17 protein-coding genes and 1 tRNA gene are annotated in these 16,684 nt (G+C 67.8%); 11 read left to right on the top strand and 7 right to left on the bottom strand.

Annotation, left to right across the window (positions count from 1 at the left end; all coding sequences use genetic code 11):
- The first annotated feature begins 78 nt into the window (after positions 1–78).
- The 3 genes from ACTIE9_RS09720 (at position 79) to ACTIE9_RS09710 (ending at position 3,076) form a co-directional block, all read left to right on the top strand.
- Complete coding sequence (locus ACTIE9_RS09720) at positions 79–1,128, top strand: SIR2 family protein (protein WP_439565374.1); 1,050 nt, start codon at positions 79–81, stop codon at positions 1,126–1,128.
- A 73-nt stretch (positions 1,129–1,201) separates the two neighbouring features.
- Entirely contained in the window at positions 1,202–1,744 is a 543-nt protein-coding gene (locus ACTIE9_RS09715; protein ID WP_439565373.1) for a DUF4760 domain-containing protein, read from the top strand.
- A 756-nt stretch (positions 1,745–2,500) separates the two neighbouring features.
- Positions 2,501–3,076, top strand: coding sequence for a DUF4145 domain-containing protein (locus ACTIE9_RS09710; protein WP_439565372.1), 576 nt, complete (start codon positions 2,501–2,503; stop codon positions 3,074–3,076).
- Positions 3,077–3,110: 34 nt separating this feature from the next.
- Here ACTIE9_RS09710 and ACTIE9_RS09705 read toward each other — a convergent pair whose 3' ends face one another.
- Both ACTIE9_RS09705 and ACTIE9_RS09700 read right to left on the bottom strand, forming a co-directional pair.
- Positions 3,111–3,845, bottom strand: coding sequence for an NYN domain-containing protein (locus ACTIE9_RS09705; protein WP_439565371.1), 735 nt, complete (start codon positions 3,843–3,845; stop codon positions 3,111–3,113).
- A gap of 26 nt (positions 3,846–3,871) precedes the next feature.
- Entirely contained in the window at positions 3,872–4,072 is a 201-nt protein-coding gene (locus tag ACTIE9_RS09700) for a hypothetical protein (protein WP_439565370.1), read from the bottom strand.
- A 189-nt stretch (positions 4,073–4,261) separates the two neighbouring features.
- Between ACTIE9_RS09700 and ACTIE9_RS09695 the strand changes: the two genes are divergently transcribed.
- Complete coding sequence (locus tag ACTIE9_RS09695; RefSeq protein ID WP_439565369.1) at positions 4,262–5,449, top strand: hypothetical protein; 1,188 nt, start codon at positions 4,262–4,264, stop codon at positions 5,447–5,449.
- A 207-nt stretch (positions 5,450–5,656) separates the two neighbouring features.
- Here the strand turns inward: ACTIE9_RS09695 and ACTIE9_RS09690 are convergent.
- A tRNA-Pro gene (locus ACTIE9_RS09690) sits at positions 5,657–5,730 on the bottom strand.
- Between the two features lie 30 nt (positions 5,731–5,760).
- Entirely contained in the window at positions 5,761–7,317 is a 1,557-nt protein-coding gene (locus ACTIE9_RS09685; RefSeq protein ID WP_439565368.1) for an MFS transporter, read from the bottom strand.
- A 50-nt stretch (positions 7,318–7,367) separates the two neighbouring features.
- Between ACTIE9_RS09685 and ACTIE9_RS09680 the strand changes: the two genes are divergently transcribed.
- The 6 genes from ACTIE9_RS09680 (at position 7,368) to ACTIE9_RS09655 (ending at position 12,840) form a co-directional block, all read left to right on the top strand.
- Entirely contained in the window at positions 7,368–7,709 is a 342-nt protein-coding gene (locus ACTIE9_RS09680) for a hypothetical protein (protein WP_439565367.1), read from the top strand.
- A 94-nt stretch (positions 7,710–7,803) separates the two neighbouring features.
- The gene (locus tag ACTIE9_RS09675; RefSeq protein ID WP_439565366.1) at positions 7,804–9,399 is read left to right on the top strand and encodes a DUF222 domain-containing protein; all 1,596 of its coding nucleotides are present in this window, start codon (positions 7,804–7,806) and stop codon (positions 9,397–9,399) included.
- 137 nt (positions 9,400–9,536) lie between these two features.
- Positions 9,537–10,199 (top strand): pyroglutamyl-peptidase I, encoded by a 663-nt coding sequence (gene pcp, locus ACTIE9_RS09670; protein WP_439565365.1) that lies wholly within the window; start codon positions 9,537–9,539, stop codon positions 10,197–10,199.
- Positions 10,200–10,652, top strand: a complete 453-nt coding sequence (locus tag ACTIE9_RS09665) for an NUDIX hydrolase (protein WP_439565364.1) — start codon at positions 10,200–10,202, stop codon at positions 10,650–10,652. It abuts the gene before it with no gap.
- 128 nt (positions 10,653–10,780) lie between these two features.
- Positions 10,781–12,463, top strand: a complete 1,683-nt coding sequence (locus tag ACTIE9_RS09660) for a cation:proton antiporter (RefSeq protein ID WP_439565363.1) — start codon at positions 10,781–10,783, stop codon at positions 12,461–12,463.
- Positions 12,464–12,540: 77 nt separating this feature from the next.
- Positions 12,541–12,840 carry a hypothetical protein gene (locus ACTIE9_RS09655; RefSeq protein WP_439565362.1) on the top strand — a complete coding sequence of 100 codons (300 nt, stop codon included), beginning with the start codon at positions 12,541–12,543 and terminating at the stop codon, positions 12,838–12,840.
- 70 nt (positions 12,841–12,910) lie between these two features.
- Here ACTIE9_RS09655 and ACTIE9_RS09650 read toward each other — a convergent pair whose 3' ends face one another.
- On the bottom strand, positions 12,911–13,417 hold the full coding sequence (locus ACTIE9_RS09650) for an NUDIX domain-containing protein (protein ID WP_439565361.1): 507 nt from the start codon (positions 13,415–13,417) through the stop codon (positions 12,911–12,913).
- 36 nt (positions 13,418–13,453) lie between these two features.
- Between ACTIE9_RS09650 and ACTIE9_RS09645 the strand changes: the two genes are divergently transcribed.
- Positions 13,454–14,188 (top strand): YqjF family protein, encoded by a 735-nt coding sequence (locus ACTIE9_RS09645; RefSeq protein WP_439565407.1) that lies wholly within the window; start codon positions 13,454–13,456, stop codon positions 14,186–14,188.
- Between the two features lie 220 nt (positions 14,189–14,408).
- Here the strand turns inward: ACTIE9_RS09645 and der are convergent, their stop codons facing one another.
- Both der and cmk read right to left on the bottom strand, forming a co-directional pair.
- On the bottom strand, positions 14,409–15,953 hold the full coding sequence (der, locus tag ACTIE9_RS09640) for a ribosome biogenesis GTPase Der (protein ID WP_439565360.1): 1,545 nt from the start codon (positions 15,951–15,953) through the stop codon (positions 14,409–14,411).
- A gap of 60 nt (positions 15,954–16,013) precedes the next feature.
- The gene (gene cmk / locus ACTIE9_RS09635; protein ID WP_439565359.1) at positions 16,014–16,676 is read right to left on the bottom strand and encodes a (d)CMP kinase; all 663 of its coding nucleotides are present in this window, start codon (positions 16,674–16,676) and stop codon (positions 16,014–16,016) included.
- Between the last annotated feature and the right edge of the window lie 8 nt (positions 16,677–16,684).

Raw genomic sequence — 16,684 nt, 5'->3', positions numbered from 1 at the left:
AGCCGACATCGGCGACGCTACGGTCGTGTGCCAGACTTAACTGACAACTAGTCGACTACGCGAAGGGAGGGTGGCATCTTGGCCAAAGCCTTCAACCGTGAGCAACGGGTCTACTTCCTTGGCGCGGGGTTCTCAAAAGCGTTCGGGTTACCGCTCACCTCGGAACTCCTGCAGTGCCTCGAATCTCTTTCGCGAACAGCCCAGGGCAAATTCCTAAATGGCGACGCGGGCCGGATCGACTTCACTACGCGTCTTGAGGACATCCTGAAGTCCTTTTACCCAGACGGCGCCCAATTGGGCTACAGACCTACCGTTGTGGACTTCTTCTCGTCCCTTTCTACCTATATCGACCTGGAAGGTAGCTTCAACGACTCGTCTTTCCCGGGCCAGAACCCCAAGGCCTTCATGCGATTGCTCAAGCTGGGAATAACTCGAGTCCTCATCGACCGCACTCGCGAGAACTACGACAAGGTTCGTGATTCCACCTTGCTTGACGAGATGGTCAAGCCCGGATCGTTGATTGTGACTTCGAACTGGGACCTGCTCATCGAAGTCGCCGCCAAAGCGAGAGCGATACCCCTGCGGAGGTCTCTTTCAAGCAGTCGGGAGCAGCGCAGCAGAGAGGTGACCCTTCTCAAGCTTCACGGCTCGATCGACTGGCTCCTGGCGGGCGATCGAAAGCGACGCGGCGTAGAAGGCGATTCGGAGTACCGGCCCCTTTCAACACAAACCGCAGGTCTCGATCACTCCGGCACGCTCCCGAGCGAGGACGACGGCATAATGAGAATTCCTTGGGACTTAACCAACGCGTGGCGTCAAATCCGAGCTAGAACCCTCGCGCCCCACATTGTGACCATGGCAACCGGGAAATCCGACGAGCTCGGCCCATTAAAGTCGACCTGGCGAGACGCCTACTCAGCTCTCAGCATGGCGAAAGAGATCGAGGTCGTCGGCTATTCGATACCTCCGGACGACACAGAGATCAGAACACTACTCAGAGCCGGCATCTTCCGAGGACGGGAGGACCCGATTTTGTTTATCCGCAATCCATCTCCCGACGTGCACGATCGGGCACGCAAGTACCTCCTTAGGGACATTCGATCGGATTATTCTTCGGTCTCTGTTTGAGAAATCCCAAAAATGGCCTATATAGCTCCCATGCAATCGCGCGATCAAAATTTGCCAATAAAAGGGTAGGTTCATGTTTACCTTCATCATCGAGAACGCGGAAGAAATCAAGGGGGAGCCTTCCCCTGTATTAATCGACTTGCCATACTTCGGCCTTGTTCCGATAGGCAGCTTTGCAGAAATCATGACTGGGTTGGTTGCACTTGTTGCTCTTTCTTTGAGTATATTCGCCCTAGTAATCAGTGACTTGTCTTCACGACGTCAGGCATTCTTTGCCTTCGAGGAGCGGCTTCACTCATCGGAAGCGACTGCCGGGCGCCGAGAGGTTTACCAGCTCAAAAACATTGACGATGTAAAGGCTCTTCGGAAACTTCCGGACCGATGGGATACCACAAACAACGCGATCAACTTGTTAAATAACCTCGCCCAGTACGCTCGATTCCGAATCGTCAGTCGAAGGCTTGTGATCCGCCAGTGGGGCGATTCAGTGAGCGACGCCTGGCCCCATCTTGAAGTGTTTATTCGCTTTCGCCGCCAAGAGACGGGTCGGCAAAAGCTGTCGAGTCTCGTCTGGTTAGCCAGGAAGAGCGGCGTGAACGTGGCAGAGGACCTCTAGCCAGTTATCTGGTGCGGGGCGTTCCAGTTTGTGTGGTTAGGTTTGGAACCCTCGAGCGCGGGGCTCGCATGAACTGTTGGGCACGGTCCTACGAAGGCGGCGCGTGCTTTGACGTTGGCGAAGAGCTCGCTTTGGAGGGTGTAGAAGCCTTCTCCTGGACTTTCTCTTTCCTACCGTGTCCGGCATCTGAGTCTCGGATTCTGGCGTAGTCAACGTCGGCTTGGCCGGCTGCGAACCCTTGACGGTCCGTGGAAGCCGTGAGGTTCTCGAACATGCGGCGGTAGAAGAGCATGCCGAGCACCTGCCAATGGCCCGAGCGCTCACGATCAAAAGCAGTCCTGGGCTAGGGGTCCAACAATTGAGGCTGACGTCTTGGCGATATGGTCCCAGATCCGGCATCCACAGGCCAGGTGAGTGGCGGTAGCTGGCCAAGGACGCACCGAGCCACTCGGCAGACCGTTTGAACAACCAGTGCGTTCCTTCAACGGGTGCACCTAGGCTTACAAAGTGCCTGTCGACCCTGCGCTCTCTGACCTCGCTAGGCCTATCGAGGAGGGCCAGCCGTGGCCTCGCCCGGCATGCCCAAAGTGCCAGACTGGATACATCGGTTTCTCATCGCCTGCGGAAGACGAAAGTTACGACTCAGTCTCAGCGCGTTCCCATCCTGCGTTCGAGCCAGAGTGGATTTCAGGAACGTTCGTCGTTCGTGGCCAGTGCGAGAACCCCGAATGCAAGCAAGCCGTGCACGGTACGGGTGTGTACAACGTGGGCTACTCCCGAAAGTCCAACCGTGAAGAATTCGAGTACCACGACACCCCTGCCTACTCGTCCTACTACACGGTGACGCACTTGCACCCGCCCGTGCTGATGATGCCGATCCCCTGGTCGGCTCCAGATGAGGTGCGAGAAGGCGTGTTGCGCGCATCGCGGGTGCTTTTCGCTGATCCTGGACTGGCCGCAACTGCCCTAAGGGCTACGGTCGAGCGTTTCTTGACGTCTCAAGGAATCGCTTCCACGCGACCAAGCGGGCAGTTTAGGAACGCTCACGAGCGCATAAACGAGTGGCGAGATGCTGATCCCAAACGACCGCCGGTGGCTGATCTTCTTTTCGCAGTTAAGTGGCTCGGAAACGCTGGAACACACGAAGACTCGGATCTGACCACGATAGAAGTCCTTGATGGCGCCAGAGTGCTCGACGAAGCGTTCCACCGACTGTTCACGGGGCCAGACATCGACGCGCACGCCCAAACCATCAACGCGGCGAAGGGGCCCTGGCGCCAACCTCATGAGAAGACAGGCAGTATTGGCAACGCATCCCAAGACGGCCTCTGACACTGCAGACCATGTCACCTGTTGGAGGCCGGCGCTATTCGGCAGCCTTGCGCTTGTTCTGCACCTTCATGCCGCCGGTGGGAAGCGTCTCGAGCACGAAGAGATCGGTCGCGCTGACGAGGTCAGACAGTTTAGCGTAGCCCCAGTTGCGCGAGTCGAAGTCGGGCTGCTGCTTGCGCACGAGTAGGCCGACAGCCGAGAGGTTCGCCCAACCATCCTCGTCGGAGGCGGTGGCGATGCTCTGCCTGAGACCGACGACAAGCTTGGTGTCGCTGCGCAGTTTCGCCGGGGTGACGCGAGTGCGGGTTGCCGGGGCGTCATCCACTGCCGGCTCTTCCAGCACGTCGAGGTAGATGAAGCGGTCGCACGCGTTTCTGAACGCCTCGGGAGTCTTGCGCTCACCGAAGCCATACACGGCCACGCCCTCTTCGCGAATGCGCGAGGCGAGGCGGGTGAAGTCGCTGGCAGATGAAACGATGCAGAACGCGTCGAAACGGCTCGTGTAAAGCAGGTCCATGGCGTCGATGATGAGCGCACTGTCGGTGGCGTTCTTGCCCACCGTGTTGGCGAACTGCTGAATCGGCTGAATGACGTGCTCGCTCGCCACGGGCTTCCAGCTGCTGAGGGCTGGCTTGGTCCAGTCGCCATAAACGCGCTTGACGGATGCCGTGCCGAAGCGCGCCACCTCCGTCAGCACCGCCCCCATTCTCGAGTGCGACACGTTGTCTGCGTCGACGAGCACGGCAATGAGGTCTCTGGACTGCGCCATGGCACAAGCATGGCAGTATCGGCCGGTTAGTCGAGTTTCTTTCTGATGTGAGCCAACGCTACGTCGAGGAGGCGGAGCAGGTCGGCGCGGGTGGCGTGCAGGAGGTGGTACTCCCCCAGTTGCGCGTCGAGGGTGAGGGTGTCGAGGATGGCGAGGCAAGCATCCGGGCCCTCAGAAAACGCCACGGCGATCGCGCGGTTGAGGTCGACGATGGGCGACGGGGCCACCTGGCTGAGGTGGGCGTAGAGGGTGGCGATGTGGGCGAAGCTAGACGCCCCTGCTGTCGGGGCGTTCGCGTGCTCGGCGGCGATCTGGGCCTGGACCTGGTGCTGGGGTTCTTGCTGAAGCAGTCCGTCAATAGATGTCGTTCGTGTAGTGAATAATCGACAGAAATCGACAACTCAAGGGAGAGTTCCGTGACCGTAGAGGGCATCAAGGCACAGGCTGAAGGCAACCCTGCACCAGTGGTGCCCACCGGAATGCCCGAGGGTTTTCAAGAGCAGGTGTTCAAGGCGATTGCCGTGCAACGGCCTGCCGTGCTCGGCTACATCAAAGAGGTTCGCCGAAAGAACCCCGCCGCCCCACCCACCCAGGTGATGAAGACGATCGAATCGCAGTACGTCGCGACGACAACGATCGCGAGTGCCGCCGTGGGTGCCTCCGCGTCGATTCCCGGGGTGGGCATCCCGGTGGCGATCGCCCTTGGTGTTACTGACCTGCTGTTCTTCTACGAGACCACGGCACTCTTCGCGCTGTGCATGGCGGAGCTGCGCGGGATCCCAGTCAATGAACCCGAGAGGGCGAAGGCCCTCGTTCTCGGTGCTCTTCTGGGCGAAAAGCGCAAGAGCCCCGTCACCGACATCGTGCTCAGCGCCCTGCCCGGTGGGGCTACCCTGGCCAACGCTCGCTCTGCGACCGGCACAGCGGCGTCTAACGCCACACCTCGCTGGGGAGACCTTCTCGCACAGCAGCTGCCCGACTCGGCGTTGGTGCCGGTCACCATGGTGCTCGCGAAGCAGGCCATCGGACAGGGAGCAGTGATGGGGAGCGTGAAGATCAGTTCCAAAGCCATTCCCGTCATCGGTGCCGTCGCCGGCGGCGCGACGAGCTTCTACTTCGGTAGCGGCGTGGTGAAGTCGTGCCGTGGTGGCTTCTCTGAGCCCGCCGCTGAGTGGCCCGACTGGCTCGAGCTGACGGATGACGACGGAGACGGCATTCCTGACCCTTCGCGCGCTGTGCTCGCCATGCGCGCGGCTTCCGACTCTGCGAAGGACTTCGGCGAGGACGTGTGGGGCAAGATCGTCGACTCAACGTCGATCTTCCGGAGCGTTGACCTCGACGGGGACGGGATCCCAGATGAGGCTCGTGCGGTTACTGCCGCCAAAGACGCTGCGGCAGCGACTGGCAAGGCGGCCAAGACTGTCGGCGCCGCGACCGGGACTGCGGCGACGGCGGTGGGAGGTGCGGCGGTGTCTGCGGGCAAGGCCGTCGGTGGGTTCGCGAAGAAAGGCACCGGCGCGATCGCTGGGGTCTTTGGGTCGAAGCGTGGGAGCGAGTCTGCGGTTGACGGCGAGTCGGGTGAGGCTGAGGGCTCGACTTCGTAGCGGGTTGGCTCGGCTCGCGGCGCCGAGCTGTGCTCGTCGCCGGTGCCGCCTGGCAGGTTGGGATTTGTCCCTGGTGCTCCCCCAGACGCGGCGGAGCCGCGACTGGGGCCCCTCGCGCCGGGGGCCCACCTGCTCGCAGGTGCAATGTCGCACAGCTCGCATGAACGCGAAAACCCTCCCGCTTTGCGGGAGGGTTTTCGCGTTCAGTCGGGCTGACAGGATTTGAACCTGCGACCCCTTGACCCCCAGTCAAGTGCGCTACCAAGCTGCGCCACAGCCCGTGGCTGTGCCCGTGGGCACGAAGAGAGAGTCTAGCGCGTTGGGGGCGGGGGCGTGACACCTCCGGGGAGCGTCGGCGGGGCATCCGGAACACGGCGACGGGGGCCGAACGTCGCCGTCAGCAGGGCCGTCACGGCGAGCACGCACGCCGCCGTCAGGAGGGCCGTCGTCACCCCGGAGAGGAAGGACTCTTTGGCGGCGGCGATGATGGGGGTCGCCGCGGCTCCGAAGTCGGCGACGCGGGGGGATTGGGTGAAGGCGATCGAGGATTCGATGGCGGAGGCGATCTCGGGCGGGAGGCCCGCGATCGCATCCTGGATGCCTGATTTGTAGGTGGCCGTGAGGATGCTGCCGAGCACGGCGATGCCGAGAGCGCTGCCGAATTCGCGGGCGGTGTCGTTGACCGCAGAGGCGACGCCCTGCTTCGACGGGGGCAGGGATTGGGTGATCGCCGTCGTCGACGGGGCTCCCGAGAGGGCCATGCCGAGGGCGAAGAGCACGATGCCGGATCCGAAGACGGCGTAGTCGAGCTCGACCTCGAGCTGGGCGAAGACGACGAACGCGGCGGCGATGAGGAGGAGGCCCACGGGAGCCACGCGGCGGTATCCGAAGCGCTCGGCCAGGCGCGGTGAGAAGCGCGCCAAAGGGATGAGGATGAACGGCATCGGCAGCAGGCACGCCGCCGCCCACAGCGGGCTCAGGCCGGCCACGAACTGCAGGTATTGCAGGGCCGCGAAGAAGAAGCCGAACGCGGCGAAGAACTGCACTGCGAGCGACAGGCTGCCCATGCTGAACCCGCGCACGCGGAACAGCCGCGGGTCGAGCAGCGGGGCCGGCGAGCGCCACTCCCACAGCACGAACGCCACGAGGGCGGCCAGCCCGACGGCGAGCACGCCGAGCGCTAGCGGGTCATCCACGCCCCGTTCGGGCAGTTCGATGATGCCGAACACGATGCCGCCGACCGCGAGCAGGCTCAGCCCCGCGCCCAGGCCGTCGAAACGAGGTGGATGCTCGTCTCGCCCCCGCGGAACCACCAGGGCCGTGCCCACGAGCCCGGTGATCGCCAGCACCACGTTGAGCCAGAAGAACGCCGGCCACTCGAACCACTGCAGCAGCACGGCCGCGACGAACACGCCGATCGCGGCTCCCCCGCCGGCGACGCCCACCCACACGCCGACCGCCTTCGGGCGCTCCTCCAGCGGGAAGGTCGTCGTGATGACCGAGAGGGTCGTCGGCATGATCGCCGCCGCGCCGATGCCCATGACGGCGCGCAGGGCGATGAGGGCCTCGGGCGTCTCGACGAAGGCGGCGGCCGCGGCGGCCGTGCCGAAGATCGCGAGGCCCACCATCAGGATTCCCTTGCGGCCCACGCGGTCGCCGATCGCGCCCGAAGCGAGCAGCAGGCCGGCGAAGATGACGGTGTAGGCGTCGACGATCCACGTGAGCTCGGTCTGGCTCGCGCCCGTCGCGCGGGCGAGGCTGGGGAGCGCCACGTTGAGGCCGCTCACCGCCGACACGACCGTCATGAGCGAGATGCTCACCACGAGCAGCACGAGGCGAGCCCGGCGAGGGGTGAGGGTCTCGGTCATGTGCGCGATGCTACGCCCGCCGTGCCGGGGCAGTGGATATCGTGGGGAGCGTGAGTGAGCATCCCCCGACGGAATCGACGCCGGACCGCAGCGGGTCGGCGGGCGCGCGCGGAGCCTGGATGGCCAGCGGCATCACCTTCTTCAGCGTCGGCGTCGTCTTCACGATCACCATGCCCGACAACATCGCGCTCGGCATCACGTTTCTCGGCCTCGGGGTCGTGTTCTTCTCGCTCGCGGGGTCGCAGCGGGCGCCGGGCGATGGGCCGGGGGTGCCTCCGGCTGATCCTGCTGCGGCCGATCCTGCTGCTGCCGCGCCGCCTGCTGCGCCCGACGTCGCGTCGCCGCCTTCTTCGCCCGCCGTCGCGTCGCCGCCGGAGCCACCGCGCGCCTGATTCCCTCCTGTGGATGCTCCGCCCCCGATGTCGGTAGTCGAATGTATGTTCGAACCATCGAGATCGAGCCGAGCGACGGGAGGGGTGGAGCAAGATGACGACAGCCGTGCTGACGACGATCGCGGCGCCACCCGCCGTGGTGGTTGCTGCTGACGCGGCCGCGCCGGACGTCTCGGCTGCCGTGTCGACTGCCGTCTCGACGGCGCTGTCCGCGGCGGTGGATGCTCTCACGCGCGTCCCCCGCGAGCTCGACCTCTACCGTTCCCTGGGCGACGACGCGTTGCTCGAGCTCACGCGCGTCGCGGCTGACGAGGTGCGCCTCGCGCAACTGCACGTGTCGCTGCTGGCGGGCGAGATCGCGCGGCGATCGGCTCCCGAGCTGGGGTCGGAAGGGCTCGCGCAGCGCACCGGCCACCGCACGCCCGACGAGCTCGTGCGCGTCACGACCGGCACGCGCGTTGCCGATGCTCGCACCGCAGTGCGGGTCGGCACGGCGATGGCTGCGACAGGTGCCTCGGGTGCAGGGCCAGGAGTCGATGCTGCTCTCGACCACGACCTGCCCGGCGCGGCGGAGTCGGGTTCGGGTGCGCCCGGCTCGGCGCTCGGGGTGGCCGTGCTCGAGGGCCGTGTGAGCGTGGCCGTCGCCGATGCGGTGCGCCTCGGGCTCGGCGCACCCTCCCCCGCCCTCACCGCCGAGATGCTCGACGCCGCGGCCGAGCAACTACTGCCGCGCGTCGCCGAGCTCGACGCCGACCGCGCCGCGCGCGAAGCGCGGGCGATGCGCGACGACCTCGACGCTCTCGGCCTCCCGGAGCGGGAGGAGGCACGGCGATCGCAGCGCTCGTTCCGGCTCGGGCGTCGTGCCGACGGCATGGGCTACGCGCACTGGGTGCTCGACCCCGAGACCTTCGCCATCGTCAGCGACGTCTATGACCGCGTCACCTCGCCGAAGCGCACGGTGCCGAGCTTCGACGACGATGCGTCGCCCGCCGACGCCGCTCCCACCGCTCGTGCGGGATCGGACTCGAGACCGGGATGGGGCGTGGGCGTGGGCTCTGACACGCTCGACGACACCGACGACCGCACGCCCGAGCAGCGAGCGAGCGACACGATCGCCGAGCTGCTGCGGCAAGGGGTCGCGGCCGACACCTCGCAGCTGCTCGGCGACGCGCCCATCGGCGTGCGCATCATCGTCGCGGCGCACGCGCTCGACGCCCGCCAGGGCCGCGGGTTCCTCGAGGGCCAGCCCGACGCCGTCTCCATCGCCACGGTCGAGCGCCTCGCGTGCAGCACCGGCACGGTCACACTCACCGTCGACGGCCACCCCGACAACGCCGGCCAGCCCCTCAACCTCGGGCGCGAACGGCGCCTGTTCAGCCGCGCGCAGCGCATCGCGCTCGCCGCCCGCGACGGCGGATGCCGCTGGCCCGGCTGCGAACGGCCACCCTCCTGGTGCGAAGCCCACCACATCGAGCACTGGCAGCGCGACGGCGGGCGCACCGACGTCGCCGACGGAATCCTGCTCTGCCGACATCACCACCTGCTCGCGCACAACAACGGCTGGGAGATCCGCCGCGACGGCCCGCGCTACCTGCTCGTGCCGCCCGACCAGGGGCGCGGCTCTGCGATCGAGCGCGTACGCGAGATGCCGACGCGCAGTCGGGCGCTGCTCGACGCCCTGCGCGCCTGAGAACCTGCGTGCCTGCGTGCCTGCGTGCCTGGGGGCCTGCGTGACCGCGTGACCGCGTAAGCGAGTCTGCCGCTCGTGAACACACGGCGCGCGGGCTCGATGCCCGACACCCCGAGCGGGCGTGACAGGCTGGACACATGACGCCGTCGACTCCTCCCACCGTGCTCGTCACCGGGTTCGAAGCCTTCGCCGACGCTCCCGTCAACCCGAGCGGCGACGTGGTGCGCCGACTGGCCGAGCTCGGGCATCCCGACTGCCGGCTCGTCGGCGAGGTGCTGCCCGTCTCGTTCGCGCGCGCCGCACCCCTGCTCGCCGCCGCCATCGACGCCCACCAGCCCGACATCGTCATCGCCCTCGGACTCGCCGAGACGCGCCACGCCATCACCCCCGAACGCATCGCCATCAACCTCGCCGACGCCCGCATCCCCGACAACGACGGCGCCCAGCCGCGCGACGCCGAGATCGAGCACGGCGGCCCGACCGCACGCGTCACCGGCCTGCCCGTCAAGGCGATCGCCCATGCGCTCGATGCCGCCGGCATCCCCAGCGACGTCTCCCTCACCGCGGGCAGCTACGTCTGCAACCACGTCTTCTACGAGCTCATGGGCCTCGCCGCCACACGGCCGGGCATGCGGGCCGGATTCATCCACGTGCCCGCGACCCCCCAGCTCGGCGGCAGCCCGCAGTTCACGCTCGACGAGCTCGAGCGCGGCATCCGCATCGCCATCACGACCACCCTGGCGACACACGGCGACGCACGGCACCGCGACGCCGACCTGCCGGGCGGGAGCACCCACTAGATGGGCGAGACGCCTCAGCCCCGTGAGGGCGCTGGCGCGGCCCCGGAGTCTGCAGAGTCGTCGGTGATCCGCGTGGCGGCCGCGCTCATCGTCGACGGCGACGGGCGGCTGCTGCTCGTGCGCAAAGCCGGCACGAGCGTGTTCATGCAACCCGGCGGCAAGTACGAGCCCGGCGAGACGGGGGCGCAAACCCTCGCGCGGGAGCTGAACGAAGAGCTCGGCCTCGAGATCGCCCCGGATGCCCTCGACCCGCTCGGCACCTTCCTCGCCCCCGCCGCCAACGAGGCGGGCATGCTCGTCGAAGCGGAAGTGTTTCGAGCGGCGATCGGGCCGAGCGCCGTGCTCACCGTGGGCGCCGAGATCGCCGAACTGCGGTGGCTGCATCCCGCTGAGTTCGGCAGCGTGCCGGTCGCGCCGCTCGTGACCGAGCGCATGCTCGACCTGCTGGGCTGACGCACCGCGGCCCGCACACCCCGCCCCGGTGCACCGGCATCGCCTGGCATCGCCTGGCATCGCCCGGCATCGCCCGGCATCGCCCGGTATCGCCCGGCATCGCTGCCCGCTCGCGATACCGTGGGGCCATGGCGCTCGAGCTCGACACCTTCGGCATCACGGGGCTCATCCTCGTGCTTGCCGCGGCCGTCGCGTTCCTCGCCCACCGCGCCCGCCAGCCGCTGATCATCGCGTTCATCGTGGTCGGCATCATCGTCGGGCCGAGCGCGCTCGACTGGGTGCACGAGGCCGAAGCGCTCGAGCTCTTCGCCGAGATCGGCATCGCCATCCTGCTGTTCCTCGTCGGCCTCAAGCTCGACGTGACGCTCGTGCGGTCGGTCGGCACCGTGGCTCTCGCGACCGGACTCGGCCAGATCGCCGTCACCGCGGTCGTCGGCTTCGGCATCGCCCTGCTGTTCGGGCTCGACCTCGTCGCCGCGGCCGTCGTCGGCGTCGCGATCACGTTCTCGTCGACCATCATCGTCGTCAAGCTGCTGAGCGATCAGCGGCAGCTCGACGAGCTGCACGGTCGCGTCGCCCTCGGTCTGCTCATCGTGCAAGACGTCGTCGTCATCGTCGTCATGATCGTGCTCACGAGCCTCGGCTCGGGTGCCGCCGACGGCGCAACGCTCGACGTCGGTGCGGAAGCCCTGCGCATCCTGCTCGGCGGGGGTGGTCTGCTCGTCGGCATCGGCATCGCGATGCGGTGGGTGCTGCCCTGGCTGCTCGACCGCGTCGCAACCAGCCAAGAGCTGCTCATCGTGTGGAGCGTCGCGTGGGCGATCGGCATCGCCGCCCTCACCGACGTGCTCGGGTTCTCGATCGAGGTCGGCGCCTTCCTCGCCGGCTTCGCCCTCGCCTCCACGCGCTACCGCGAGCAGGTGCACGCCTCGCTCAGCGGGCTGCGCGACTTCCTCCTGCTGTTCTTCTTCATCGTGCTCGGCGCCGAGCTCGACTTCGGCGCCATCGGCGCGCAAGTGCCACTCGCCATCGCGCTGTCGATCTTCGTGCTCGTCGGCAGCCCGATCATCATGATCGGCATCATGAGCCTCATGGGCTACCCCGCCCGCGTCGGGTTCCTCGCCGGGCTCGCCATCGCCCAGATCAGCGAGTTCAGCCTCATCCTCATCGCCCTCACGCGCGACATCGGGCTCGTCGACGACGAGATCGTCGGGCTCATCACCCTTGTCGCCCTCATCACGATCGCTGGCTCGAGCTACCTCATCCCGCACTCCGAGGCGATCGCGACCCGGCTCGAGCCGCTGCTCGATCGCGTGCAACGACGCGTGACGCGCATCGAAGCTCCCTCCACCGCGCACCGCTACGACGCGATCGTGTTCGGGCACGGACGCTTCGGCAGCCAGCTCATCCGCGAGCTCGTCGGCGAAGGATGCTGGGTTCTGCTCGTCGAGTGGGATCCGTTCGCTGAGGTGCGCCTGCAGGATGCTCAGCTCGAGACCCACGTCGACGTCGTGTTCGGCGATGCCCGCAGCCCGGAGTTTCCGGAAACCCTGCCCCTGCACGGCGTGCGCTTCATCATCTCGACGGTGCCCGATGTCGACACCAACCTCGTGCTCGCCGGCGCGCTGCGCCGAGCGGGAGCGACGTGCCCCATCGCCGTCACCGTGCACACCGACGGGCAAGCGCACCTCTACCGGCAGGCGCTCATCGACGGCACCGTCTCGACCGTGCTGCACCCGTTCCGCGATGCGGCCGATGACGCGCTCGAAGCGCTCAAGCGGCTCGAGACGGCCGAGCCCGACACCCCCTGAACCGCCGCCTGATGCGAGGATCGGTCGACATGTGGTTCGATGGCGCCATGAACCAGGGGGCTCGAAACACCGCGCGAGTGACCGTCGCTGCGAACACTGACCGCATTCTCCTCATCGTCGGCACGATCGCGATCGTCGTCGGCATCGCTCTGCTGCCCGAGGCTGACCTCGTCGCTGCGTCGGCGGTGCTCATCTCCGTCGGAGTCGCGGCGGTCGTCGTCGGCCTCGTGCTGCGCCGCCGCCGCCCGCCCGAGAAGCACCGCCCGCTCGATGCCCACCCGGGCGTCGACAACCCCGCGATCATCGTGCACCACGACTACGGCGATCTCGGTGCCGGTGCCGGTGGTGACGGCGGTGGCGGCGGAGGCGGCGACTAGCAGGGCGGCTGGCGAGCGCTCAAGCAGCTAGCGAGCGTTCGCGGCCGCTAACGAGCGCTCGGGCGGCTGGCTAGCGCTCGGGAAGCTGCGCCCGGAGGGCGGGCCAGCTCGCGGCGAATCCGGGGTGCAGGGGCAGAGCATCCACCTCGTCGATCGCAACCCAGCGCAGGGCGACGCTCTCGGCATCGGCGACGATCGGGGCGAAGAGCCGCACGACCCGCACCGCGACCGTCGTGTACGACCAGTAGCCGAGGTCGAAGAGGCTCTCGAACAGCGGCTCGACGGCGTCGGCCGGAACCCCGGCCTCCTCCCCCGCCTCGCGCACGGCCGCGTCGACGGCCGACTCGCCCAGTTTGCGGGCTCCGCCGGGAAGCCCCCACGTGCCGCCGTGGTGCGACCACACGGCACGATGCTGCAGCAGGATGCCCGCCTCGGGGTGCCACGCCAGCAGGCCGGCCGCGCCGAAGCGCCCCCAGTAGCGCTGCCCGTTGTCACCCTCGACCCAGGCGTCGCCGGGGTCGCGCGCGGCGCCCGTCGGCAGGGGCGGCGGCGTGCTCGAGAGCGGATCGTGCGTCATCGTGGGTTCAGGCTAAGCGAGGATGATGGGAACGTGATGATGAGCGCGGTCGCCCCGCCCCTGCCGGGCCGTGCCGTCATCCGGCAGCGCTGGAGCGACTTCGTCTTCGTGCACTGGCGCGTCGCCCCCGCGGTCGTCGCGCCCTTCCTGCCGGCCGCCACGCGCCCCGACGTCGATGAGAACGGCGATGCGTGGGTGGGGCTGATCCCCTTCGTACTGAGCGAGCACGCGTTTCTGCCGCTGCCGCCGGTGCCGGGGCTCGGCACGTTCATCGAGATCAACGTGCGCACCTACTCGATCGACGACGCGGGCAATCGCGGGGTCGTGTTCCGCTCGCTCGACGCCGAGCAGCTGCCCTCGGTGCTCGCCGCTCGCGCGCTCTTCGGGCTGCCATATCAATGGATGCACGCGGGAATGCGGCACGTCGACGACACCCTCGAGTACCGCGGGCGACGCCGCACGGGCGCGCGCCCGACGACGCGCATTCATGCCCGGCCCGGCACGACCCCCGTGGATACCGCGCTCAGCCGCTTCCTCACCGCGCGCTGGGGATTCCACGAACGCCACCTCGGCCGCACCATCTACGCGCGCAACTCGCACGAGCCGTGGCCGCTCGTCGACGCCGAGCTGCTGCACCTCGACGACCAGCTGCTCGCGGCCGCCGGGTTTCCCGACCTCGCCGCGCGCGAACCCGACTCGGTGCTCGCGACCCCGCTCGGGCATCCCGGCGTGATCACCGAGTTCGCGGCGGCGCGCAGGGTCGCGGGGTAGGTCTCACCGGTCGCTTGTCGGCGCGCCGGTGTCTCGACGAGGTCACTGACCCGGCCCAGCGGCCGGGCACCCTTCGCAGACTCCCGAATCGAAGGACTATCGCGAGTAGGGTCGCCGAAAAGTCCTTGGATTCGGGAGTCGGGTCGGAGAGTGACCCGCGATCCGGGACGGAGCGCCGCGAGTTCGCCGCGAGGGCCAGAAATGGCCCTCGCGGCAGCGCTTAGCGCTGCCTCTTTTCGCGAACCCGCATATTGACCTGGATGGGGGTGCCCTCGAAGCCCCAGACCTCGCGCAGACGCCGCGTGATGAAGCGGCGGTACTGCGGGTCGAGGAATCCGGTGGTGAAGAGCACGAACGTCGGCGGACGCGTCGACGCCTGCGTCGCGAACAGGATGCGCGGCTGCTTGCCACCCCGAACGGGGTGCGGATGCGCGGCCGTCAGCTCGGCCACGAACGCGTTGAGCTTGCCGGTCGCGATGCGCGTATCCCACGACTCGAGCGCGACCTCGAGAGCCGGCACGAGCTTCTCGAGGTGACGACCGGTGCGCGCCGAGATGTTGACGCGCGGCGCCCACGCCACGTGGTGCAGGTCTTGCTCGATCTCGCGCTCGAGGTAGCGACGGCGCTCGTCGTCGAGCAGATCCCACTTGTTGAAGGCGAGCACGAGCGCGCGACCCGACTCGAGCACGAGGTCGATGATGCGCACGTCCTGCTCGCTGAGGGGCTCGGTCACGTCGATGAGCACGACGGCGACTTCCGCCTTCTCGAGCGCCGCGGCCGTGCGCAGCGACGCGTAGAAGTCGGCACCCTGCTGCAGGTGCACCCGACGACGGATTCCGGCCGTGTCGACGAAGCGCCACACTTTGCCGCCGAGCTCGATCTGCTCGTCGATGGGGTCGCGCGTGGTGCCCGCCATCTCGTTGACGACGACCCGCTCCTCGCGAGCGGCCTTGTTGAGCAGGCTTGACTTGCCGACGTTCGGGCGACCGAGCAGCGCCACGCGGCGGGGGCCGCCGAACTCCTGCTTGGCGACAGACGAGACCTCGGGCAGCACCGTCAGGATGTGGTCGAGCAGGTCGGCGACGCCCCGGCCGTGGAGGGCCGAGACGGGCCACGGCTGACCGAGGCCGAGACCCCATAGCGCGGCGGCCTCGGGCTCCTGGCTCGCGTCATCCACCTTGTTGCCGGCGAGGATGACGGGCTTCTTCGAGCGGCGCAGCATCTTGACGACGAACTCGTCGGTCGCGGTCGGGCCGGTCATGGCGTCGACGACGAAGAGCACCGCATCCGCCAGATCGACGGCGACCTCGGCCTGCGCGGCGACGGAGGCGTTGATGCCCGAGGCGTCGGGCTCCCAGCCTCCGGTGTCGACGAGCGTGAACTTCCGGTCGTTCCACTCGGCCTTGTAGGTGACGCGGTCGCGGGTGACGCCGGGGGTGTCTTCCACGACGGCCTCGCGGCGGCCGATGATGCGGTTGACGAGCGCGCTCTTGCCGACGTTCGGCCGGCCGACGATCGCGAGCACGGGCAGGGCGGGCATCGTGATGATGCCGTCTTCGCCCAGCTCGGCGCCCTCGAGCAGCTCGAGGTCGTCGTCGTCGAGGTCGTAGGCGGCGAGGCCCGCGATGAGGGCGTCGGCGCGCTTGTCGGCGAGGTCGTCGTCGAGTTCGGCGAGCCGCGCGGCGACGGCTTCGGCCGCCTCGGCGTTCGCGAACTCGGCGTCGTCGTCGCCAGAAAGCTCAGGGTTGACAGGGTTCTCGGTCATGGGATCCTCCCACTTGTTCCGCCGCCCGCGGGCGGCGTGTGTTTCGCCCGGGAGACCTGGTCAGTCCCCCGCGCGCACGATGTCGATGAGCGCCTGCACCGTGTGCTCGAAGTCGAGATCGGTGGAGTCGAGAGTGGTGACGCCGTCAGCGGCGTTCATGAAGTCGACCACACGGGAATCTTGGGCATCCCGCGAGGCCAGCTGCTGCGCGGTCGCCTCGGCCGACACAGCGCTCAACTCTGCCGACCTTCTCGCCATTCTAGCCTCTGGCGAGGCGGTCAGCAGAACCCGCACCGCAGCATCCGGCGCGACGACCGTCGTGATGTCGCGCCCTTCGACGATCACACCCGGTTCCGCCGCCTCGGCGATGAGGCGCCGGAACAGCGCCGTGAGCCCCGCGCGCACTTCGGGCACCCGCGCGACCGCACTGACCACGGCCGTCACGCGCGGCTCGCGGATGTCGGGCGTGATGTCTTCTCCTCCGACGCGCACGAAGTAGCGATCGGGCTGCATGCCGATGGCGTAGTCGAACCCGGCGACCCGCTCGGCGACTTCGGCGGCGTCATCGACGTCGACGCCTTCGTCGAGGCAGTGCCAGGCGAGCGCGCGATACGCGGCGCCCGTGTCGAGGTAGGCGAAGCCGAGCCGACGGGCCGCCTCGCGGCTCACGCTCGACTTGCCGCTGCCGGCGGGGCCGTCGACGGCCACGACGATGTCGCTCATAGGGGTCC

This window comes from Microcella sp., assembly GCF_051860105.1.
Classification (GTDB): Bacteria; Actinomycetota; Actinomycetes; order Actinomycetales; family Microbacteriaceae; genus Microcella.
Note: the sequence above shows the minus strand (reverse complement) of the source record. Positions and strands in the feature narration are given on the sequence as shown.